Below are 21,718 nucleotides of genomic sequence, written 5' to 3'. Positions count from 1 at the left end.
AAAAGGAGCTAGCATGAACATGCCGCCTAACGCCTTTAAACAGCAACTGCTGGCGGGCCAACCCCAAACCGGGATTTGGCTCGGTTTGACCAGTGCTTATACTGCCGAAATTGCCGCTACGGCAGGCTTCGACTGGCTGTTGATTGACGCGGAGCATACTCCTAATGATCTCGCCAGCTTGCTTGCTCAGTTGCAGGCGCTGGCACCCTATCAAAGTCACCCGGTGGTACGGCCGCCCACGGGCGATGCGGTGTTAATCAAGCGCTACTTGGATATTGGCGTGCAGAACCTGCTCATCCCAATGGTAGAAACGGCTGAACAAGCCGCCGAGCTAGTCGCGGCCACGCGCTATCCGCCGCGGGGTATTCGCGGCGTTGGCCATGTGCTGGCGCGCGCCTCACGCTGGGGGCAGGCCGAAGACTATCTCTCCCGTGCCGATGACGAAATCTGCCTGATGTTGCAGGTGGAGAGTCCGCAGGCGCTTGCCAACCTGGAAGCTATCGCTGCAGTAGAAGGTGTCGATGGCGTATTTATTGGCCCTGCTGATTTGTCGGCGTCAATGGGGCATCTCGGTAACGCTAGCCACCCGGACGTGAAAGCAGCGATTAGTGATGCCATTACCAAGATACGTTCTGCAGGAAAAGCAGCGGGTATCGTCACGGTGGACGAGCAGGCCGCCCGCGGCTATCTTGCGGCGGGCTGTACCTTCGTTGGCGTGGGGATCGATACGCTGCTGTATGCCAATGCTTTGCGTGGCCTGGCAGAGCGTTTCAGACAGTGACCAACCAAAACTGAATGAGGCACCAAGCTGGGGATTACTCCCCAGCAGGCAAAATTCTCCCTGGGTTCATCAGCCCCTTGGGGTCGAAAAGGGCTTTAACCCCGCTGATCAGCTCCCGTTCGATAGGCGATAGCCGCGCCAGGTAAGACGCTTGCTTGGTGCGGCCAATGCCATGCTCGGCGCTGATACTACCGTGGAACTCGTCGAGCACTTCAAACAGCCGCTCCTCCAGGTCATGCAGGTGGGCTTTCTTATCGCTGTCCGCCATGGCACTGGGCGGCAGGATGTTGAAGTGCAGGTTGCCGTCGCCCACATGGCCGTAGGCAATGATTTCGCACTCGGGAGAAGCGGCCATGACCACTTCGCTTGCGCGTGTGACGAAGTCGGGAATTGCCGAGATGGGCACCGAGATATCGGTGCGCAGATGCTCGCCGCGTCGTCGTTGGCCTTCCAACATACTTTCGCGGAATTGCCATAGCTGGGCGGACTGGGTGTCGCTGGATGCCAGCGCGCCATCCAGCACCAGCTCGCGCTCCATGCCGGTTTCAAGTAGCTGTTCCAGCATTGCACCTAGATCCACTGGCCCCGTAGCCGCAACTTCCATTAGCACGTACCAGGGGTAGGCGCTCTCCATTGGGTCGCGCAGTTCAGGTGTTGCTTCGATTGCTAGCTCAATGCAGCGGCGGGGAATCAGTTCGAAAGCGGTCAACAGATCGCAGCACTCCCGGCGGGCCAAACCATAAAGGTCAATCACCGCCTGAACGGAGGGTAGACCCAGCAGCGCGGTACGATTCTGGGTCGGGCGTGGTGAGAGCTTGAGTACCGCGCCGGTCACAATGCCCAGGGTGCCTTCGCTGCCTAAAAATAGCTGCTGAAGATCGTAGCCGCGGTTGTCTTTATGTAGCGCGTTAAGACTTTCCCAGACGCGGCCGTCAGGCAGAACCACTTCAAGCCCCAGCACCAGCTCGCGCATCATGCCGTAGCGCAGCACGTTAAGCCCGCCTGCGTTGGTGGCGATATTGCCGCCGATCTGACAGCTGCCCTGAGCGCCAAGCGAGAGCGGAAAGTCGCAGTCATGCTCAAAAGCCGCCAGCTTAACGTTTTCGAGAATACAGCCCGCATCTACGGTGATGGTGAAATTAACCGGATCAATCACGCGCACGCTATTTAAGCGCTCTAGGCTGATTACCAGCTCCTGACCGCTTGCAGCGGGCAAGGCGCCGGCCACCAAGCCGCTATGGCCACCCTGAGGCGTCATTGCGACGCCTTGCTCATAGCAGCGCTTCACTACTTCGGCGACTTCTGCAGTAGTTGCCGGGCGTGCCACCGCCAGCGGCATGCCCAACGTATCGCCTGCCCAGTCGCTAACGTAGCGCGCCATAACATCCGATTCGCGGACTAAACCCCGCTCACCGAGCAGGGTAGTTAGTTCATTTAGAAACGTAGTGGTGTCTGTCATTAATGCTCTTCCTGCCAGGCCGCACCCTCGGGGTAGCGGTGCTGTGCTTGGGATTCCGTGTGCATGGCGATACTGTAACCCGGCGCTTCGGGCACCTGGTAGCGGCCACGGTTGATGACTACCGGGTCGATAAAGTGCTCGTGAAGGTGGTCTACGTACTCAAGCACACGGCCTTCAAGGCTGCCGGATACCGCAATGTAGTCGAATAGAGAGATATGTTGGGTGTACTCGCATAGCCCAACCCCGCCGCCGTGGGGGCAAATCGGCACGCCGAATTTAGCCGCCATTAGTACCACTAAAATGACTTCATTAAGCCCACCCAAGCGCGCCGCATCAAGCTGGCAATAGTCAATGGCATCCGCTTGGAAGAACTGCTTAAACATCACTTTGTTGTGGCAGTGTTCGCCAGTGGCAACGCCGATAGGCGCAACGCGGTGGCGGATTTCAGCGTGGCCAAGAATATCGTCAGGGCTGGTGGGCTCTTCGATCCACAGTGGATCAAATTCTGCCAATCGGCGCATCTTGGTAATTGTCTCGTCGACTTCCCACACCTGATTGGCGTCCATCATCAGCACGTTGTCCCAGCCGATCTCATCGCGCAGCAGCGCCGCTCGGCGGGCATCCTCTTCGATATCACCGCCAATCTTCTGCTTAAAGTGGGTCCAGCCTTCGGCTAGTGCTTCACGGGCAAGGCCGCGCACTTTCTCGTCGCTATAACCCAGCCAGCCGGCGGAAGTGGTGTAGCCAGGGTAGCCATCGCGGCGCATTTCAGCTTCCCGCGCGGCTTTGCCAGAGGATTGGCGGCGCAGCAAACAGATCGCTTCTTCGGGGGTTAACGCATCGGTGACAAAACGGAAATCAAGGCAGCGCACCAGTTGCTCCGGCGTCATATCCACCAGTAGCTTCCACACCGGCTTGCCCTCTTTTTTCGCCCACATATCCCATACGGCGTTGACGATGGCGGCGGTCGCCAGGTGAATGGCGCCTTTATCGGGGCCAATCCAGCGCAGTTGACTATCGCCGGTAATTTCCCGCCAGAAGGTGCCCATATTGTCGGTAATCGAGGCCAGCGTGCGACCCTCAATCAGTGGTGCTAAGGAGTGCAGCGCGGTGACCACAATCTCGTTGCCGCGACCAATGGTAAAGGTCAAGCCGTGCCCTTCGGGGCTGCCGTCATCGGTGTGCAGGATGACGTAAGCGGCGGAGTAGTCTGGCGCCGCGTTCATGGCATCCGAGCCATCTAGTGAGCGCGAGGTGGGAAAGCGAATATCCTGGATCTCGACGCGAGTAATTGTTGTCATTGTGCTCTCCTTGTCGGTGCGGTTGAGTGGCGTATGAGGTGGCTGAATCAGCGGCGCGCTAAGTGGCGCATCAGCTCGCGAATGCCGTAGGTCCAGGGCGGCAACTGATCGCTTCTGCCTACCGAATTAACCAGGGCGCCAAGGGCGGGTGTGGTGATAGTGACGCGATCTCCCAGGTGATGGGTGAACCCTTGGCCTTTACCGTCGCGGTCTTGAATCGGCGAGAACATGGTGCCGAGGAACAGCATAAAACCGTCGGGGTATTGATGGTGCTCGCCGATGGTTTGGCTAACTAAGTCCAGCGGGTCGCGACTGATCTCGCGCATATCGCTCTCGCCTTGCAACAGGAAGTCGTCATCCCCACCTTCGATGCGCAGCGCTACTTGGCAATTGCGCACACTGTCGATAGTAAAGTGGTCATCAAATAGGCGAATGAAAGGGCCAATGGAGCAGGAGGCATTGTTATCTTTCGCCTTGCCAAGCAGCAGGGCGCTACGGCCTTCGACATCGCGCAGGTTGACGTCGTTGCCCAGAGTGGCACCACGCACCTGACCGCGGCTATCGACTGCCAGCACAATTTCCGGCTCGGGATTATTCCACTGAGAGGATGGGTGCAAGCCTACTGTCGTGCCAAAACCTACCGATGAAAGCGGCTGGGCTTTGGTAAATACTTCCGCATCGGGGCCGATGCCCACTTCCATATACTGTGACCAGCCACCGCGGGCTTGAAGTGCTGTTTTGAGCGCCATCGCCTCATCAGAGCCCGGCTTGATTTTTGAAAGATCAGTGCCGATCAACGCCTGTAGGTCATCGCGTAATTCAACGGCCTTGGTTGGATCGCCTCCTGCCTGCTCCTCAATCACGCGTTCTAACAGACTAACCGCAAAGGTAACGCCACATGCTTTAACGGCCTGCACATCACAGGGCGCGAGTAGATAGGGTGCTTGCGGCGAGGAAAGCTGGGAGTTCGCTATTAATGATTCTACGCTGCCCAGATTGGAGCCCTTGGCACTCTGCACAATCGATAGCACATCGTCGCGCTCAAGCAGGTCAGCCATGGTCGGGCCATGCTCAGTAATATCAATGACCTGGCCATCGCGTACAGTCACCAAGGCAGGGCCGGGGTGAGCGCCTTCTAACCATACGCGACCGACCAGTAGCGCATTATCCAGGTCATGGGGCAGGGAGTCAGTCAGGGAAAGTGGGTTCATATACGCCTCCAGGTAGTTAAAAATTGTTGTTAGTCATCGTTTTTAGCGGTGGTATGCGATTGGCGGTTAATACGCCATCGCCTATCATGTTATAGATGTTGTGTTGTATGACAGGTATGCCAGTTAATTGCCTACTCTAGCGCACCGTTCTATTTCGGGTCGATAGTTAAATCGGCCTAGATGAAGGTGTTTTGCTGAACAGAGCGATTAGAAAAACAAAAAAGTGTTAAGGAGAATTGCATGTTAGACGAGTGGAAAGGTAAGCGCGTATTGATTACCGGTGCCAGTCGCGGCATAGGCGCGGCGGTCGCTAAACAACTCGGTGCGTTGGGAGCACATGTCGCGGTGCACTATCACAGCAGTGAAGCGCCTGCCGAAGCGGTAGCCCAGGCTATTCGCGATGCTGGCGGCGACGCCTTTACGCTGCAAGCCGACGTCAGCCATACCAGTGAAACCCAACAACTGGTTGATAAGGCCGCCGAGCGTCTGGGCGGTTTAGATCTGTTGATCAATAACGCGGGAGACATGATGGGCCGGGTTGGCTTAGATGAGATGGACGATGATCAGTACGACCGGGTTATGGATCTCAATGTACGCTCAGTGATCATGGCCAGCCGAGCAGCGCTGCCGCATTTTCGCCGCGCTGGGGGCGGGAATATTATTCATACCACTTCGATTGCCGCGCGTAACGGGGGAGGCGGTGGTGCGGGGCTATATGCGTCGGCCAAAGGGTTTGTGAGCACGGTTACGCGCAATATGGCCAAGGAACTGGCGGGCGATAATGTTCGCGTTAACGCCGTGGCACCCGGCACCATTGCCACTGATTTTCATGAGCGCCACTCAAGCGATGCTCATCTAAATGCCGCTCGGGCATCGATTCCCATGGGCCGTTTGGGGACGGCGGAAGAGTGTGTCGGCGCTTATGTTTTTCTTGGCACCGACACATTAAGTGGCTATGTCACCGGCCAAATTATTGAGGTCAACGGCGGGCAGTTAATGCCATGAATAGCTCCCTACGCTGTTATGAAATTGCTATCACGATGGGCGACCCCGCCGGTATCGGCCCAGAGATTATTTGCCGTGCGCTAAGCGCCATGTCGCCCGCTGAGCGGGCCACTGCCATGGTGGTCGGTGATCCGGTTATTTATCGCCGCGCAGCGACGAGCATTGGCGCCGAGCTTGAGTTTGTACCGTTGGAACAGGTAAAACGCGGTAACGATTGTGTGGCGGTGGGGGTGGTAGAGGTAGCGAAGGGCGTCGACATTTCCGATGGCAAAATTAGCGCCGCTGCGGGCGATATGGCGTTTCGCTGCGTTCACAAAGCCGTTGAGCTTGTACAGGCAGGGCGAGCACAGGTGATTGTCACTGCCCCGCTGAACAAAGCGGCGCTACATGAAGCAGGTCACCACTATGATGGTCACACCGGCATGCTGGCATCGCTGACTGGCGCGCCGTCATCGTTCATGCTGCTGGCCTCTGAAACGCTCTCGACGCTGCATGTTTCCACCCACGTTTCGCTGCGAGATGCCATTGATCGGGTGACTCCCGAGCGCATTATTGCCACGGTTGAAGCCGGACATGCGCACTTGGTGGCATTGGGATTAGCTAGGCCGCGTATCGCTGTTGCGGGGCTTAATCCACACTGCGGTGAAGGCGGTATTTTTGGCGACGAAGATAGCCGCTGTATCGCCCCGGCGGTTGCGCGCTTGCGGGAACAGGGATTCGATGTGAGCGGGCCGATCTCAGCGGATACGGTGTTTTACCGTGCCTCGAAAGGTGAGTTCGATTTGGTCATCGCTCAGTATCACGACCAGGGGCATATCCCCGTCAAGCTGATCGCCTTCGATACTACCGTGAACGTTAGCCTAGGGCTGCCGCTTCAGCGCACCTCAGTGGATCACGGCACTGCCTTTGATATTGCTTGGCAGGGTAAAGCCGATGCCACCAATATGGGGTCGGCGATTGCCTATGCACGGCGGCTAGCCAGCGGCGCTAAAGCATGAGCAGCTGCCGATTGGCGATTATTGCGGACGATTTGTCTGGCGCGCTGGATACCGCCGCTCCGTTTGCCGCGAGGGGAGCAGACGCCCGCGTGGTGATTAGCCTTGAGGCATTAGCCAAAACGCTTGATACGTGGCAAGGGCAGTTGCCAGAGGTTATCGCCGTAAATACTGAATCTCGCCACCTACCGGCCGACGAGGCGGCCAGCCGTGTGACGGAGGCTGTGCGATTGCTCAAGCGAGCTCACCCGCAGCAGTGGTTTAAAAAAGTGGACTCAACCCTGCGTGGCCAGGTAGTTGCAGAGTGCAGGGCCCTGCGCGAAGCGCTGAGCCTGCCGTTGCTTTTAGCCCCGGCGGTTCCCGCCCAGGGGCGAACAGTGCGCGATGCTGAAGTGTGGGTCGATGGTCAGCTACTGGCAGGCACGGTTTATCAACAAGATGCCCTTTCAGTGCCCATTATGGGCCCGATTGATCGGGCATTTGCTGCCAGCGGACTACCGCTGGAGCGCTATCGCCCTGGCCCAGGAATGCAACTGCCTAACGAGGACTGTATTGCCGATGCTGCTAGCGACGAAGAGCTTGCGAGCCTGTATGAGCGATTAGTTTCCACTAACGATGTTAGAACACTCGCCGGTGCAGCGGGCTTGGCAACGGCGATTGCCCAGCGCTGTTTTGGATCGCCGAATGCCTCGTATCGCTCGCTGAGTGGCGTAACCTCGTTGCTTTATGCAGTGGGGTCTAGAAGCCCACGCGCGGCTGAGCAGCTTCAGCAACTCTGCAAGAACTTTCCCAATGTGGCCGTTATCGAAGCGTGCATGGATGTTCCTGCTAATGACTACGCGTTGAGTACTTGTGTCGTCGTGCCTGGAGCGGAAGTAGGGCGTACGGCAAGTGAGGTTGCTAAAGCAATGGCTGCCCAGGTGGCTGCAATTACTTTTACCTGGAACGGAATTGAGGAGAGTTTACTGTTCTTAACCGGTGGCGATATTGCAATGGCGGTGCTCTCCCGGCAGGGAGTGAGTTATATATCCGTTGAAGCCGAGTGGTCACCAGGGGTTGCCTTAGGGGTCATGGATGGCGATTGGCGACGTCGAGTAATTACCAAAGCTGGCGGGTTTGGTGATCAGCAACTGCTGGTGCGTTTGCAGCAACAGCTTGGCTTGCAACGTGAATAAACATAAACACAACAAAATCCTTATCGAGATGGTTGCGCGATTGCAGGCAACCAGCTAGGTTTGAAACTGGTGGTATGATACGTATACAGCTCTATGGTCGGTTACGTCGGCTGCCGCCACTCGCACTAAAACCAACAACAAATCTAATGGTTGTGAGGAGTACACGATGAGTCACAAAAGCCAACGCCACCTCAGAATGGGCCGCCTATTGACTGCCTCGCTGATCGCGGCAGGTATTGGTTTTACGGCTGCCGTTCAGGCAGCTGAAAACCTACGCTTCGCGCATGTTTATGAAACGTCTGAGCCGTTCCACAAATGGGCGCTATGGGCCGCTGATGAAATCGAAGAGCGTACCGATGGGCGCTATACCATGCAGGTGCACCCTGCCTCTTCGCTGGGTAAAGAGGAGGATATTAACGAAGGGCTCGAGTTAGGTACGGTGGATGTTATCTATACCGGCACACAGTTTGCTGGGCGCTCTTATGGCCCCATCGGTATAGCTGGCGCGGCCTATATGTTCCGTGACTTTGATCACTGGCAGGCGTTTGCTGACAGTGAACTGTTTGAAGAGATCGCGCAGGGCTACCAGGATCAAACCGGCAACGTACCTATGGCGCTCAACTATTACGGCGAGCGTCATGTGACCTCGAATACTCCCATCAATGAGCCAGCGGACATGCAAGGCCTCAAAATCCGCGTGCCTAACGCTCCGATGTACATGATGATGCCCCGTGCAGTTGGCGCTAACCCTACCCCTATCGCGTTCGACGAGGTTTATCTGGCGCTGCAGCAAGGCGTGGTAGACGCCCAGGAAAATCCGCTACCTACCATTCGCGCCAAGGCATTCCATGAAGTACAGGACTACATCAACCTAACTGGCCATATTACTGATTCATTAATCACCATTGTCGGGGGGCCACGTTGGAATCAGCTAACTGAAGAGGATCAACAGATATTCCGCGAGGTTTTCCAAGAGGCTGCCGAGAACAACACCAAGGATATCCAGCAAGCTGAAGAAGAGCTGGTCGTCTGGTTTGAAGAGCAGGGCAACACCATCAACGAAGTGGATCGCGATGTCTTTCGTGAGGCCGTAGTACCCGCCCATAACGGCGATGCTGCCACCTGGGATGAGGAAACTTACGACCGTCTACAGGCTATCGGCCAATAATCCAATCCTTTGTTACCCCCTCCGCTCTTTTGAGCGGAGGGGGTGGAGTGTTGCGCCATGAACAACCCAAGAGAAGACTCACCGCCCATTGGTGACCCAATGGTCGATTTTGAATCTGCATTTGATGACGCCCCGTTTAGGTTCAGTGATTATCGTATCGAGGATTATGTGACCCTGACGCTGTTTTGGGCGCTGATTCTGGTGGTGTTCGCTCAATTTTTTAGCCGCTATGTATTAGGCAGCTCGATTGGCTGGACCGAGGAGATAGCGCGCTATCTGCTGATCGGGGTGGGCTTTCTGGGCAGCGCGATGGCGGCTCGTAACGGCAGCCACATTATGGTGGAGTTCTTCTATCACTACATGCCAGGGTGGCAGGCGCGCTTTCTGGAGCGACTGGTCAATCTTGTCAGCCTTACCTTTTATATAGCGTTGGCATGGGTGGCTTATCAATTGGCATCACGCACCAATAGCTTAATGGTCTCCATCGATCTGCCTAAGAGCATCATCTATTTTGCCGTCTGTGCCGCGTTTGTCTTGATGGCCTTGCGCACCGTGCAGCGGCTCTATTTAAAGTACCGAAACCGTAACAGTGCAGTGTGAACGGTGGTTATTGGCGATGGCGTTTTTTATTGATATGCCCTTTTTAGTGAGAGGCTTCCCATGTCCCGAATGTCCTTAATGCGCTGGCAAACGCCGATCGTGTCTCCCCTGCTGGCCGCTCTGGCGGTGCTGGGCTGCGTGATTTTACCGCTGATGGGCTACGATCTTGGCTTCCTGTTTTTCTCCCTGTTTACCATGCTGGTATTAGGGGTGCCTATCGCTGTCAGCTTGGCGGGTGCCTGTTTGATGTTTGTGCTGATTACCGGGCAAGTACCTAATATTGTTATCGCACACCGCATGATTAACGGCATCGACAGTTTTCCGCTGTTGGCGATTCCGTTCTTTATCTTCGCCGGCAGTTTGATGAATAACGGCGGTATTACCGAGCGGATTTTTAATTTTGCTAAGGCCCTGATGGGTTGGATGCGCGGTGGCTTGGGGCACGTGAATGTCGGTGCCAGCATCGTCTTCTCTGGGATGTCTGGGGCCGCAGTGGCGGACGCTGGTGGCCTTGGAATGATCGAAGTCAAAGCGATGAAAGACGCCGGTTACGATGAGGAGTTTGCAGTAGGAATTACCGCTGCTTCATCTACCATCGGGCCGATTATTCCGCCCAGTCTACCCATGGTGATTTATGGTGTAATGGCATCTGCCTCAGTAGGTCAGCTGTTTGCCGCGGGGTTGATCCCAGGCCTATTGATGGGCGCCATGCTGATGCTGATGATCTTTATTATCTCCCGTCGACGTGGTTATACCCGCGATGCGGTGTTCTCGGTGCGCGTGCTCGGCCATACCTTCAAGCGGGCCTTCTTATCGCTAATGACCCCGGTCATTATCGTTGGCGGGATTATCACCGGTGCCTTTACGCCTACCGAAGCCGCCGTGGCCGCGGTGTTCTATGCGCTGCTGCTTGGCGTGGTGGTGTACCGCACGCTGACCTGGCGCAAGCTACTTAAAGTCAGCATGGAGACCATTGAGACCACCGCCGTCATTCTGTTCATTGTCTCTGCCGCCTCTATCTTTGCCTGGATTCTTACCAGCAATCAGGTCACGCAAAATGTGATCGCCTTAATGGGGCCTTTTGCCGACAGCAAACTCGCCGTGCTGATAATGGCTAATATCGTGCTGATTATCGTTGGCTGCTTTATGGAAACGATTGCGGCAATCACCATTTTAGTTCCCGTGCTGCTACCCATGGCGGTTGCAGTGGGCGTTGACCCCGTTCACTTCGGGGTGATTATGGTACTGAACCTGATGATTGGGTTGTTGACCCCTCCGGTCGGAATGGTGCTCTACGTGCTTTCCAGGGTGTCGAATGTCAGCTTTGAACGCTGCATGCGCGGCACCATACCGTTCCTGATCCCCTTGGTAATATGCCTGCTGTTAGTGACCTTTATTCCAGCCATCTCAATGTGGTTACCGACGCTGATTTATCGTTAGGCACTGTACGAGAAGTCGGCGAGCGCAGGCAGTTTTTGTACAAAGCCTAGGCACTGCCGGTAACGGATTAATAGAAAGATCAGGAGTATGTAACCCATGACTGATACGTCGTCGGATTTTCGTGTAAAAGGTGAAGACCTTAGTCGCTTTATGCAAACCGTGCTGACCGCGGCGGGTGCTGATCATCCCTCCGCAGAGGCAACGACATGGGCGCTGGTGACGGCCTCACGGATGGGCACCGACAGCCATGGGTTACGCCTATTGCCCCACTATCTGCAGGCATTGCAAGGTGGGCGCATTAACGGCGCTCCCAATATGGTATTTCACCAGCGCTTAGCGGCAACAGGGTTTTTAGACGCGGACGACGGTCTGGGGCACTTAGCGGGGTACACCGCTATTGAGCATGCCATTGCAATGGCGGAAGTGGCGGGTATCGGCGCGGTCGCAGTGGGTAACTCATCGCACTTCGGGGCGGCCGGGTGCTACGCACTGGCGGCGGCGGAGCGCGGTTACCTGGGAATGGCATTGTGTAATTCAGACCCTTTTGTACTGCTTCACGATGGTGCTAAGCCTTTTCATGGCACGAACCCCATTGCCTTCGCAGCACCGGTAGCGGGCGACGCACCTTATCTACTTGATATGGCCACCAGCTCAGTCCCCTGGAATCGCGTGCAGCAGTTTGGTGCTATTGGCCGCACGCTTCCGGATCAGGTAGCGGCAGATGCGGCTGGCAAGGTGAGCCGTGATCCTAGCCAGGTCGCCGCACTGTTGCCGATGGGAGGCACTGGCTTTGGCTTTAAGGGGGCAGGGTTGGCAGGCATGGTTGAAATACTCAGCTCCGTGTTGTCGGGTATGCAGCACGGCTTTAAAATTTTACCCATGGGTGGGCCGGATATGGCAACACCCCGTGGCGTCGGGCACTTCTTCCTGGTGATGAAACCCGATGCATTCGTAGAAGAGGGCACTTTTGCGCGAGGGTTGGCTGAGTACCTAACCGACTTGCGTGCTCAACCCGCCACTGAAAATAATAGCGTGCTAGCCCCCGGTGATCGTGAATGGCGCTGTCAAGCCAGCCGCGATGCAGAAGGCATCCCCCTCGATTCTGCCAATCAATTAGCCTATGCCGAGCTTGCTAAGCAATACCGGATAACGCCGCTCACAAGACTTCCGTAAAGTTCGTTTAAAGGATAATGGCAAAAAATGCAGTAAAATGGCGGAAAATTCCAGGTTAACCAGGGGTGACTGCCTATGAGCAGATACCGGATCGAGCGTAAAACGCTGTCCGAACAGGTCGCCGAACAGCTTGAGGCAGAGATCCTCGAGGGGCGGTTAAGTGAAAACGATCAACTGCCTTCAGAAAGGGAGCTGATGGAGCAGTTTGGGGTCGGCAGGCCCGCCGTGCGTGAAGCGCTGTTTCATTTACAGCAACTGGGGCTAATTGCCATCAATAGTGGTACCCGCGCCAGGGTTATTCGCCCCACTGCGGATGCGGTAATGGCCAGGCTTTCTGGCGTAACACGGCAACTGCTTTCCAAGCCTGATGGCCAGCAGTATTTTCAAGAAGCCCGTGCCATGTTCGAGATCTCCCTGGCTCGCTACGCGGCTCGCCATGCCAGTGAAGAAGATCTGGCGAGGCTGCACGAAGCGCTTAAAGCCAATCGTGATGCCATTGGCGATGAAGCACGCTTCAAACGCTCGGATAATGATTTTCATGGCGTGTTAGCCAGCATTTGCCGTAATCCCATCTTCGATGCCATACACGTGGCGCTCTCTGAGTGGCTGGATGATCGCAGGGCACTGGTATTGCAGCAAAAAGATGAGGATAAAGCCGCCACCACTGCTCACACTGAAATCATTGCCGCGATAGAGTCCCGTGACCCTGATGCGGCCGAGGCAGCCATGCGACGCCACCTCGACCGTCACTACGGTACTTATATGCAGCTTAAAAAGCGTCTATCAGATGCCTCTTAAGCCTGTGCATGCGGTTTAGCTCTCGCGCTTGCCGTCGACTAATCGAGAGACGTTAAACGGATTGCCATCACGCAGCGCTTCAGGGAGTAGACCTGCGGGTAAATCCTGATAGCAGACCGGGCGCAAGAAGCGATAGATAGCCGCGCTACCTACCGAGGTGGTGCGTGAATCCGAGGTGGCAGGGTAAGGGCCGCCGTGTACCATGGCGTGACCGACTTCAACCCCAGTGGGCCAGCCATTGGCCATGATGCGTCCAGCGCGGCGTTCAAGCACGGGTAGCAGGCGTTTAGCGTCGGCGAGGTCGCCATCGTCCATTTGCAGCGTGGCGGTCAGTTGGCCTTCCAATTGCTCGGCGACGCGTTGCATTTCATCATTATCACGGCACTCAATCACCAGTGAGGTCGCACCGAAGACTTCGCCTTGTAGTGCTTCGTCGGTTAAGAAGTCGCTGGCGCTAGCGGTAAAGAGGCCTGTTTGGCAGCTATGGGGTGCTTCATCTGTTTGCCCACGGGCGATTTCCGTAACGTTGGCACTGCTTGCCAGCGCCGCTACGCCGTTTTGATAAGCATCGTGAATGCCGGGCGTGAGCATGGTTTGTGCCGCGCTGGCTTTAACGGCTTCACCGGCGGTTGCTACAAACGCATCCAGGTCGGGGCCTTTAAGGCCGATAATTAAGCCAGGGTTGGTGCAGAACTGGCCTGCGCCCATATTAAGCGATGCCACAAAGCCTTCGGCAATCTTGGTGCCGCGTGCCTTAAGGGCCTCAGGCAGGAGAAAAACAGGGTTGATACTGCTCATTTCGGCATAAACAGGAATTGGTTCAGGGCGTGCCTGCGCTGTTGCCATCAAGGCAGTACCGCCACTACGTGAACCGGTAAAACCAACCGCTTTGATACGTGGGTCAGCGACCAGCGCCTGGCCGATCTCTTTGCCCGAGCCAAACAGCAACGAGAACACTCCTTCAGGGAGCTCGCATTTAGCAACGGCGCGTTGAATAGCACGACCCACGAGTTCAGAGGTGCCGGGGTGGGCAGAGTGGCCCTTGACCACTACTGGGCAGCCAGCTGCCAGTGCAGACGCGGTGTCGCCACCTGCGACGCTAAACGCGAGCGGAAAGTTGCTGGCACCAAACACCGCCACTGGGCCCAGTGGAATATGACGCTGGCGAAGATCTGCGCGGGGCAGCGGCTGGCGCTCTGGCAGGGCAGGATCGTGACGAATATCCAGCCACTCACCCGCGCGTACCACAGAAGCGAACAGACGCAGCTGGCCACAAGTACGGCCACGCTCACCCTCAAGGCGCGCCTGAGGCAGCCCGGTTTCAACCACGCCGCGCTCGGTAAGCTCTGCACCAATGGCCTCAATCTCATCGGCAATGGTTTCTAAAAAGCGTGCACGGGCTTCAAGCGACGTCTCGCGATAATCATCGAATGCGGCGGCGGCAAGCTCACACGCCTGTTCCACCTCAGCGCGAGTGCCACCAGCGTAGTTCGGCTTAAGCGCTTCACCTGTCGCCGGGTTAATCGCATAAATGTCAGCCTGTGAGCCGGTAACGGCCTGCTGACCGATAAGCAGTGTGCCTTGCAGTGTCATGTTGGCCTCCTTTGATAAGGGCGTTTTTAAAACGTTAACTATCGAAAGCGATAGTGATTAGCGAGCGAGTAATCACGTTAGTTACCACGTACGGCGGTGAGTTCAGGTAGCCACGTTACGATGCCAGGAAATGCGATCAGGATTACCAGCACGACTAACAGAGCGCCGTAGTAAGGCAGCATGGCTCTGACGAGCTGTTCCATGGAAACCTTACCGACCCCACAGCCCACGTAAAGGCAGGTGCCCACTGGCGGAGTTAAAAGACCGATTCCCAGCACGAAGGACATCAATACGCCGAAGTAGACCGGGTCGATACCTACTGACGTCACAATGGGCGTTAGCATCGGTGCCATAATCACCATGGCAGGGGTCAAATCCATCACAAACCCTACAAGCAGCAGCAAACCGGCCACGATTAGCAGCAGCAGAAAAGGGTCTTCGGTAATCGACTGTACTTGGCGAACCAGCGTTTGCGGCACCATGTTGATGGTTAAAAACCAGGCAATGACGGTGGCAAACGCCAGCAACAGCAAGACCATACCGGTCAAGCGGGCGGTGCGAATCAGCATGCCCCAAAGCGCGGTAATCTTAAATTCGCGGTAAACCACTAGTGAGATAAACAGCGAATAAAGCAGCGCTGCAACAGCGGCTTCGGTAGCGGTGAAAACGCCACCAATAATGCCGCCAATCACAATCACCGGCAGTACTAACGCAAGCCAAGCCGCTTTGAATGCCGCCCACAGCACATCAAAGCGAAACTTGCGGGTCTGCCCCGCGTGGCCGATGGTGGCCATAATGAAGGTCGTCGCCATCAGCGCGAAAGCGATCAGTATGCCTGGCACGATACCGGCAATGAACAGGCGGCTAATCGACGTTTCGGTAACAATGCCATATAGAATGAGTGGGATAGAGGGTGGGATGATGATACCAATCACCGATGAGACGGTGTTGATGGCTGTTGCTTGAGGCGCGGTGTACCCCTGCTGCTTCATTGAAGGAATCATCATGGCACCGGTCGCTGCCGTATCTGCCACGGCTGAACCGCTAATGCCACCGAAGAACATTGAACCGGTAATCGCTACCTGCCCCAGGCCACCGCGAACGAAGCCCACTAGGGCGCCTGCCAACTCCATCAACCGGCGGGCGATGCCGCCGTTGCTCATCACTTCACCGACTAAAATAAAGAACGGAATCGCCAGCAGAGGGAAGCTATTAACACCCCGAATCGACTGCTCGATCATGATGGATAGTGGAATATCAGAGAGCAGTGCCATCACCACAGCCGCGATACCTAGCCCAAAGGCGATGGGTAGACCAAGTGCCAGTGAGGCGAACAGGATGCCTAGAAAAATCCATAGCATGGCCTAACGATCTCCTGTGGTGGTTGGTATGACGCTGGGCGAACGGATCTGTCCAATGCTCTGCCAGGCGCGCCAAATAGCCACCGCGGCAATGAAGGAGGCACAGAGTACCAGTGAGACATTGACCAAGTTCCACGGTACGCCAAGAATCGCGGTGCGCCCGGATGCGCGAGACATCACTAAAAAGCCACCCCAAACAATCACTCCCATCAAGGCGGTGATGACAAGGTGCTGGAATAAATACAGCATATGGGCGGCACGGGGCTTAAGTTTGCGTACTAAAATATCCACAGCAATATGTTCATAGCGAGCGAAAGCGGCGGCAGCACCAATAAAAATTAACCAGATAAACAGCATCCGAGCTAACTCATCGGCCCACGGCAGCGAGTGATTCAATACAGCACGTCCCACCACATTGGCAGACACCGAGACGATTAGCGCCACCAGCAGGGTGGCGATAACGTGTTCCATTGCCAGCGTTAGCCAGCGGAAGATCGCTGGGCCACGGCGCTGCTCGGTGTCGATCTCCAACGGTTCACGTTGAGGGTCATCGAAAAATGCTGCAGTGTCAGGAAGTGGGGTGTTGGGTATGTCCATAAGCTCTCCGAAGAGGCGAATAACGACAAGGCAAGAGGCGTTTGCCTCTTGCCTGTTTTGTCATTAGAGAGAGTGTTTATTCCGACATTGTCGATTCAGCAATACGCTGGAATTCAGCGACAAGTTCTTCACCAATGCGCGGTGCCCACTCGTCATAAACGGGTTGTACGGCTTCCTGGAAGGCGGCAATCTGATCATCATCAAGACGCGTAACCTGCATGCCACGCTCTTCTAGTTGATCCCGAGCCCAGTCATCGTATTCACTGGAAAGTTGGATTTCATAATCCGCGGCTTGCAGCGCAGCCTCTTGTACAAGCTCCTGATATTCGGGGTCGAGGCGATCCCAAGTACGTTCAGAAATCATTTTGATAAACGGCGTGTAGACGTGACGCGTTTCAGAGCCGTACTCCTGCACTTCATAGAAATTCGAGGTCAGGATGGTACTCCAAGGATTTTCCTGGCCGTCCACAACGCCTTGCTCCATGGCGGAAAACAGCTCACCAAAGGCCATGGGTGTTGGGTTGGCCCCTAGCGCCTGCCAAATGGCCAGGTGTACCGGGTTTTCCATCGTGCGCACTGACAAGCCGCGTACATCTAAGCCAGCCACGTCTTCAGGCGATGAGACTTCCCGCGCGCTATTGGAAAGCTGGCGAAAGCCGTTTTCCGAGAACGCTAAGGCTTTAATACCGGTGCCATCAAACGCATCAAGCATCTCTTGAGCGGCATCGCTGCGCATCGCTTCAATGGCTGCTTCGCGCGTTGGAAGCAAGAAGGGCAGATCGAAAACAGCCAGCTCCGCTACATAGCCCGTGGCGGGGGATGACGAGGGATAGGTCATATCCAGCGTGCCGGTTTGCAGCATTTCCATCATCTGCACGTCATCGCCGAGTTGGCTGTTCGGGAACAGATTAACGCTGATGCGTCCTTCGCTGCGCTGGTCAAGAATATCCGCGAAGTACTGGCTTGAAATGTACTGAGGTGAGCTTTCAGCCAAGCCAAGGCCCATACGCAGGGTCACACTGCCGTGGTCACCCACCGTATCGCCTTCAATCTCAGGCGGGTCGGAAAGATCAGGCGTCTGCGCGTAAGCGATACCTGAGCTAAGCAGCGTAGCACCGGTGACTAACAGGGTGCGCTTCCAAAGATGATGCATAGTTATCACTCTCCTGACGAGCTACAGGTCGCTTCACTAAGGGCGCTTTCCAAGCGAGCTGCAGCATGTTTACCGTTGTTGTTGTTTAAACCCAGTTATTGAAGCCCAGTTCTTGAAACCTAGTTTTTACAATCCAGTTCTTGAAACCAGTTTTAAAACCCTAGCTAAATGTCTAACTTTTCGTGATTATGTTCAACATATACTTTTGTATGTATCGACGATATGGAGAAGAAGGCGTACCGTCATGGCACTGTTTTCTTATCCTTCACTTTAGGCGTGGAGCGTAACCATGGCCAATCCTCATCGCATAACTCCTGAGCAGTTGCGTTCACGTTACTGGTTCGATAACTCTGAACACCCTGGAACCACGGCGCTGTGCATCGAGCGCTATCTAAATTACGGCATTACCCTGGATGAGCTAACCAGCGGTAAGCCGATCATCGGTATTTGCCAGTCAGGGTCAGATTTAACGCCATGTAATCGTCATCACATCGACCTGGTTAAACGGGTTAAAGACGGTATTCGTGCTGCAGGCGGCGTACCGTTTGAATTTCCCATGCACCCCATTCATGAAAATGTGCGCAGGCCGACCGCCGCACTGGACCGTAACCTGGCCTATCTGGGCATCGTTGAGGTGCTGCACGGCTACCCTTTAGACGGCGTGGTACTAACGACAGGCTGCGATAAAACCACGCCTGCTGCGCTAATGGCGGCGGCAACAGTTAATATTCCCGCGATTGTGCTTTCCGGTGGGCCGATGCTAAACGGTTGGCGCGGGGCTGAGCGGGTGGGCTCAGGTACGATTATCTGGGAGCTACGCAAGCGATTGGCAGCGGGGGATATCGACTACGCCGAATTTCTTTCCCGAGCCAGCGACTCAGCGCCTTCGATTGGCCACTGCAACACCATGGGCACAGCTTCCACCATGAACTCCATGGCCGAAGTGTTGGGCATGAGCCTGCCGGGCTCGGCGGTAATCCCCGCCCCTTACAAAGAGCGGGCGATGGTGGCTTATGACACCGGCACCCGAATTGTCGATATGGTGTGGGAAGACCTGCGTCCGCTGGATATTTTGACCCGGGAAGCATTTGAGAACGCCATTGTGGCGTGCTCGGCGCTGGGTGGCTCCTCTAACGCGCCGGTGCACATTAATGCGATTGCACGTCACGCGGGTATTGAGCTTGATAACGACGACTGGCAGCGCCTGGGCCATGAAATTCCGCTGCTGGCCAACGTGATGCCCGCGGGTGCTTTCCTGTGTGAAGAGTTTTATCGTGCGGGTGGCGTGCCGGCAATCCTGCATGAATTAAACACGGCCGGTAAATTGCACGGCGAAGCGCTAACGGTCAATGGCCGCGCTATAGGCGATAATTTGCAGGGCCGCGAAACCCAGGATACGGACGTTATTTGTCGCTACGCCGATCCGCTGGTCGAGCATGCAGGCTTTCTCAATCTCAAGGGTAATTTATTTGATTCGGCGCTAATGAAAACCAGCGTGATCTCTCGGGACTTCCGCGAGCGCTTCCTAAATGATCCCAATGACCCGGAAGCCTTTGAAGGCAAGGTCGTGGTATTTGATGGTTCGGAGGATTACCACGCCCGGATTGACGACCCGGCGTTGAACATAGACGCACGCACCATTCTGGTCATGCGCGGCGCAGGCCCAGTGGGGCATCCAGGCGGTGCGGAAGTAGTCAATATGCAGCCGCCTGAGGCGCTGATTAAGCAGGGTATTGAATCGCTTCCGTGCTTGGGCGATGGTCGCCAGTCAGGCACCTCTGGCTCGCCATCGATTCTCAATGCTTCCCCGGAAGCGGCTACGGGTGGCGGTTTGGCACTGCTGGAAAGCGGTGACTGGCTGCGGGTTGATCTTAAGCGCGGAGATGTGCAACTGCTGATTGAAGCGAGTGAGCTAGAAGCCCGCCGCGAGCGTTTAGCCCAGCAGGGCGGCTACCGCTACCCTGGCCACCAAACGCCCTGGCAGGAGATTCAGCGCAGCATGGTTGAACCGCTGAATCGAGGCATGACCCTGGAACCCGCTACCAAATATCGCGATGTGGCTCGCAAGCATCCGCCCAGGGATAACCACTAAAGGCAAAAGGATAACCACTACATGAGCCGTTTGAGTGCCTTGTCACACCGGCAACAGGGCCTACTGCTAACCGGTGGCGGAGCGGTGATTATGGCGCCCGATGCGCTGCTGATTAAAGTGGCTGCGCTGCCTGATGCTGATATTTTGATGTGGCGTGGTTTTCTCTCAGCCCTCGGCTTTTTGCTGATTGCTTTAGCACGCTACGGCCGAGGTACCTTGGCAGCCTATCGCCGATGCGGCTGGACGGGAATCGCCGTGGCGCTGCTGTTCAGCCTGACCACCTGTGGTTTTGTGCTTGGCAACCAGTACACCACCGCAGGCAACGTACTGATGATCCTGGCCAGTTCGCCACTCATTGCCGCGGTGCTCTCCTGGGTCATCCTTAAAGAGCGCTTACCACGGCGGACCTGGCTGGCGATTTTGCTGTGCATGGTGGGCATCTCCATGATTGCCCTGGATGACGCAGGCGCTGGTTCCTGGGTGGGCAACGCTTTTGCCTTAGTGACAGCGGTGACCCTGGCGATAAATTTTACGCTGTGCAGGACGCGACCTGGTGTCGACATGAGCCCGATGCTGGTCTTCAACGGGCTAATTGTCGGTAGTGTCGCCGGGATTTTTTGGCTTTCCGGAGAGGCGCCTGCGCTGCCGGCGATCGACCAGCTAGCGGTGGTTATACTGCTCTGCTTGGTCATTGTGCCTTGCGGTGTGACTTTACTGCAGCGAGGCCCTCTTTATTTACCTTCCGCCGAGGTAGGGCTGCTGATATTGATGGAAGTGGTGTTAGGCACTTTACTGGCTTGGTGGATTCTCGCCGAGCAGCCAGCGCCAATGGCAATGGTGGGTGGCACCTTGGTATTGGGTACGTTATTAGCCAAGGGGATCTATGATCGTCGCCTGGAACTTAGGCAGCGGGCGAGGGTAAAGCCCACTAGCCAAGTACCGGCTGGTCCGTCGAGTACGGTATGATTGGCAGCAATTGAAACAGGGGCTTAGCTTAGTGACGTCATCTCTTATCAAACCTGCGGCACGCCCCAACATTGCCGAATATCTCGCCGAAGAGATTTTCGGTGGGCGTTATCATCCTGGTGATTTCGTGCCCCGTGAACTGGATCTCTGCGAGCGCTTCGGTATTAACCGCTCGGCGGTGCGCAGTGATCTTCGTCAACTGGTGGATGCGGGCATTATTGAACGCATTTCCGGCCATGGCTCTAAAGTGCGCGAGTACTCGGAGTGGCACATTTTGGATGCTCAGGTGACCGACTGGTTAACGCGCTATGCAGCACCCAACCCCGATATCCAGCGTGAAATTCTCGCCTTTCGCCTGGATGTTGAACCCTATGTGGCGATGACGGCGGCCAAACGCGCTAAAGCGCGTGACCTGGTGGCGATCGAAGAAGCCTTTGAAGGGCTAGGGCAGAACCTGCGCAACGCCACTTGCCAAGAGGAACGGCGTTTACACAGCGAGTGCGATATCGCTTTTCATGAGGCAATCTTCAAAGCGACCCATAATATTGTCTGGGCGCAGCTATCGCATATTTTACGACCCTCAATCTACTTGCTGGTCTCGATGTCCAACGAGAGCGCATCTGACCCTGAAGAGAGCCTTGAACGCCATCGCCAATTGATGGAAAGCATCCGTATGCGCCGCCCCCGAGAGGCGTTTCTGGCTGCCCAAGCGGTGCTGGCGGGTACCGCCGAGGCGTTGGGGCTCGAGCACAGTGCAAGCTCCTTGGGGCGCAGCGTGGAGCTGCCGCATACTTCTCATTAACCTACCTACTAAGTGCTTTTCATCATTTGTAATTAATTTTTATCTTCA

General features: G+C 55.8%; 19 protein-coding genes. 12 read left to right on the top strand and 7 right to left on the bottom strand.

Annotated elements, in window-relative coordinates; all coding sequences use genetic code 11:
* Nucleotides 1-13: 13 nt before the first annotated feature.
* On the top strand, nucleotides 14-781 hold the full coding sequence (gene hpaI / locus ACQKE4_RS00160; protein WP_427386360.1) for a 4-hydroxy-2-oxoheptanedioate aldolase: 768 nt from the start codon (nucleotides 14-16) through the stop codon (nucleotides 779-781).
* Between the two features lie 34 nt (nucleotides 782-815).
* On the opposite strand, the gene ACQKE4_RS00155 is transcribed toward hpaI, so the two are convergent.
* The 3 genes from ACQKE4_RS00155 to ACQKE4_RS00145 are packed head-to-tail and all read right to left on the bottom strand — an operon-like array spanning nucleotide 816 to nucleotide 4,752.
* The gene (locus tag ACQKE4_RS00155; protein ID WP_427386359.1) at nucleotides 816-2,240 is read right to left on the bottom strand and encodes an FAD-binding oxidoreductase; all 1,425 of its coding nucleotides are present in this window, start codon (nucleotides 2,238-2,240) and stop codon (nucleotides 816-818) included.
* The gene (locus ACQKE4_RS00150) at nucleotides 2,240-3,541 is read right to left on the bottom strand and encodes an L-fuconate dehydratase (RefSeq protein WP_427386358.1); all 1,302 of its coding nucleotides are present in this window, start codon (nucleotides 3,539-3,541) and stop codon (nucleotides 2,240-2,242) included. The genes ACQKE4_RS00155 and ACQKE4_RS00150 overlap by 1 nt, the downstream gene beginning before the upstream one ends.
* Nucleotides 3,542-3,588: 47 nt before the next feature.
* Complete coding sequence (locus ACQKE4_RS00145) at nucleotides 3,589-4,752, bottom strand: fumarylacetoacetate hydrolase family protein (protein WP_427386357.1); 1,164 nt, start codon at nucleotides 4,750-4,752, stop codon at nucleotides 3,589-3,591.
* Between the two features lie 240 nt (nucleotides 4,753-4,992).
* Here ACQKE4_RS00145 and ACQKE4_RS00140 point away from each other — a divergent pair, with 240 nt between their 5' ends.
* From ACQKE4_RS00140 to nanR, 8 genes are all read left to right on the top strand, one after another.
* A complete protein-coding gene (locus ACQKE4_RS00140) occupies nucleotides 4,993-5,757 on the top strand; it encodes an SDR family NAD(P)-dependent oxidoreductase (RefSeq protein ID WP_427386356.1) in 765 nt (254 codons plus the stop codon).
* On the top strand, nucleotides 5,754-6,755 hold the full coding sequence (gene pdxA / locus ACQKE4_RS00135; protein ID WP_427386355.1) for a 4-hydroxythreonine-4-phosphate dehydrogenase PdxA: 1,002 nt from the start codon (nucleotides 5,754-5,756) through the stop codon (nucleotides 6,753-6,755). Before ACQKE4_RS00140 ends, pdxA begins: the two co-directional genes overlap by 4 nt.
* Nucleotides 6,752-7,927 (top strand): four-carbon acid sugar kinase family protein, encoded by a 1,176-nt coding sequence (locus ACQKE4_RS00130; protein ID WP_427386354.1) that lies wholly within the window; start codon nucleotides 6,752-6,754, stop codon nucleotides 7,925-7,927. The genes pdxA and ACQKE4_RS00130 overlap by 4 nt, the downstream gene beginning before the upstream one ends.
* Before the next feature lie 166 nt (nucleotides 7,928-8,093).
* The gene (locus tag ACQKE4_RS00125; protein WP_427386353.1) at nucleotides 8,094-9,095 is read left to right on the top strand and encodes a sialic acid TRAP transporter substrate-binding protein SiaP; all 1,002 of its coding nucleotides are present in this window, start codon (nucleotides 8,094-8,096) and stop codon (nucleotides 9,093-9,095) included.
* Between the two features lie 57 nt (nucleotides 9,096-9,152).
* A complete protein-coding gene (locus tag ACQKE4_RS00120) occupies nucleotides 9,153-9,695 on the top strand; it encodes a TRAP transporter small permease (RefSeq protein WP_427386352.1) in 543 nt (180 codons plus the stop codon).
* A 60-nt stretch (nucleotides 9,696-9,755) separates the two neighbouring features.
* The gene (locus ACQKE4_RS00115) at nucleotides 9,756-11,135 is read left to right on the top strand and encodes a TRAP transporter large permease (RefSeq protein WP_427386351.1); all 1,380 of its coding nucleotides are present in this window, start codon (nucleotides 9,756-9,758) and stop codon (nucleotides 11,133-11,135) included.
* 96 nt (nucleotides 11,136-11,231) lie between these two features.
* The gene (locus ACQKE4_RS00110; protein ID WP_427386350.1) at nucleotides 11,232-12,308 is read left to right on the top strand and encodes an Ldh family oxidoreductase; all 1,077 of its coding nucleotides are present in this window, start codon (nucleotides 11,232-11,234) and stop codon (nucleotides 12,306-12,308) included.
* Nucleotides 12,309-12,383: 75 nt separating this feature from the next.
* On the top strand, nucleotides 12,384-13,106 hold the full coding sequence (nanR, locus tag ACQKE4_RS00105; RefSeq protein ID WP_427386349.1) for a transcriptional regulator NanR: 723 nt from the start codon (nucleotides 12,384-12,386) through the stop codon (nucleotides 13,104-13,106).
* A gap of 15 nt (nucleotides 13,107-13,121) precedes the next feature.
* Here the strand turns inward: nanR and ACQKE4_RS00100 are convergent, their stop codons facing one another.
* From ACQKE4_RS00100 to ACQKE4_RS00085, 4 genes are all read right to left on the bottom strand, one after another.
* Nucleotides 13,122-14,699: an aldehyde dehydrogenase (NADP(+)) gene (locus ACQKE4_RS00100; protein WP_427386348.1), complete on the bottom strand. Its 1,578-nt coding sequence runs from the start codon at nucleotides 14,697-14,699 to the stop codon at nucleotides 13,122-13,124.
* Nucleotides 14,700-14,776: 77 nt separating this feature from the next.
* Nucleotides 14,777-16,060 carry a TRAP transporter large permease gene (locus ACQKE4_RS00095; RefSeq protein ID WP_427386347.1) on the bottom strand — a complete coding sequence of 428 codons (1,284 nt, stop codon included), beginning with the start codon at nucleotides 16,058-16,060 and terminating at the stop codon, nucleotides 14,777-14,779.
* A gap of 3 nt (nucleotides 16,061-16,063) precedes the next feature.
* Nucleotides 16,064-16,657, bottom strand: coding sequence for a TRAP transporter small permease (locus tag ACQKE4_RS00090; protein ID WP_427386346.1), 594 nt, complete (start codon nucleotides 16,655-16,657; stop codon nucleotides 16,064-16,066).
* Between the two features lie 76 nt (nucleotides 16,658-16,733).
* On the bottom strand, nucleotides 16,734-17,810 hold the full coding sequence (locus tag ACQKE4_RS00085; protein ID WP_427386345.1) for a TRAP transporter substrate-binding protein: 1,077 nt from the start codon (nucleotides 17,808-17,810) through the stop codon (nucleotides 16,734-16,736).
* 289 nt (nucleotides 17,811-18,099) lie between these two features.
* Here ACQKE4_RS00085 and ACQKE4_RS00080 point away from each other — a divergent pair, with 289 nt between their 5' ends.
* From ACQKE4_RS00080 to ACQKE4_RS00070, 3 genes are read left to right on the top strand one after another with little or no spacing between them, the layout of a single operon-like run.
* A complete protein-coding gene (locus ACQKE4_RS00080; RefSeq protein WP_427386344.1) occupies nucleotides 18,100-19,902 on the top strand; it encodes an IlvD/Edd family dehydratase in 1,803 nt (600 codons plus the stop codon).
* 21 nt (nucleotides 19,903-19,923) lie between these two features.
* Nucleotides 19,924-20,868, top strand: a complete 945-nt coding sequence (locus ACQKE4_RS00075) for a DMT family transporter (protein WP_427386343.1) — start codon at nucleotides 19,924-19,926, stop codon at nucleotides 20,866-20,868.
* Nucleotides 20,869-20,899: 31 nt separating this feature from the next.
* On the top strand, nucleotides 20,900-21,670 hold the full coding sequence (locus ACQKE4_RS00070) for a FadR/GntR family transcriptional regulator (protein ID WP_427386342.1): 771 nt from the start codon (nucleotides 20,900-20,902) through the stop codon (nucleotides 21,668-21,670).
* Nucleotides 21,671-21,718: the final 48 nt, after the last annotated feature.

Origin of the sequence: Halomonas sp. NPDC076908, from assembly GCF_050269715.1 — a bacterium.
GTDB lineage: Bacteria > Pseudomonadota > Gammaproteobacteria > Pseudomonadales > Halomonadaceae > Vreelandella.
The sequence above is the reverse complement of the archived record's forward strand: the minus strand, read 5'-3'. Positions and strand labels throughout refer to the sequence as shown.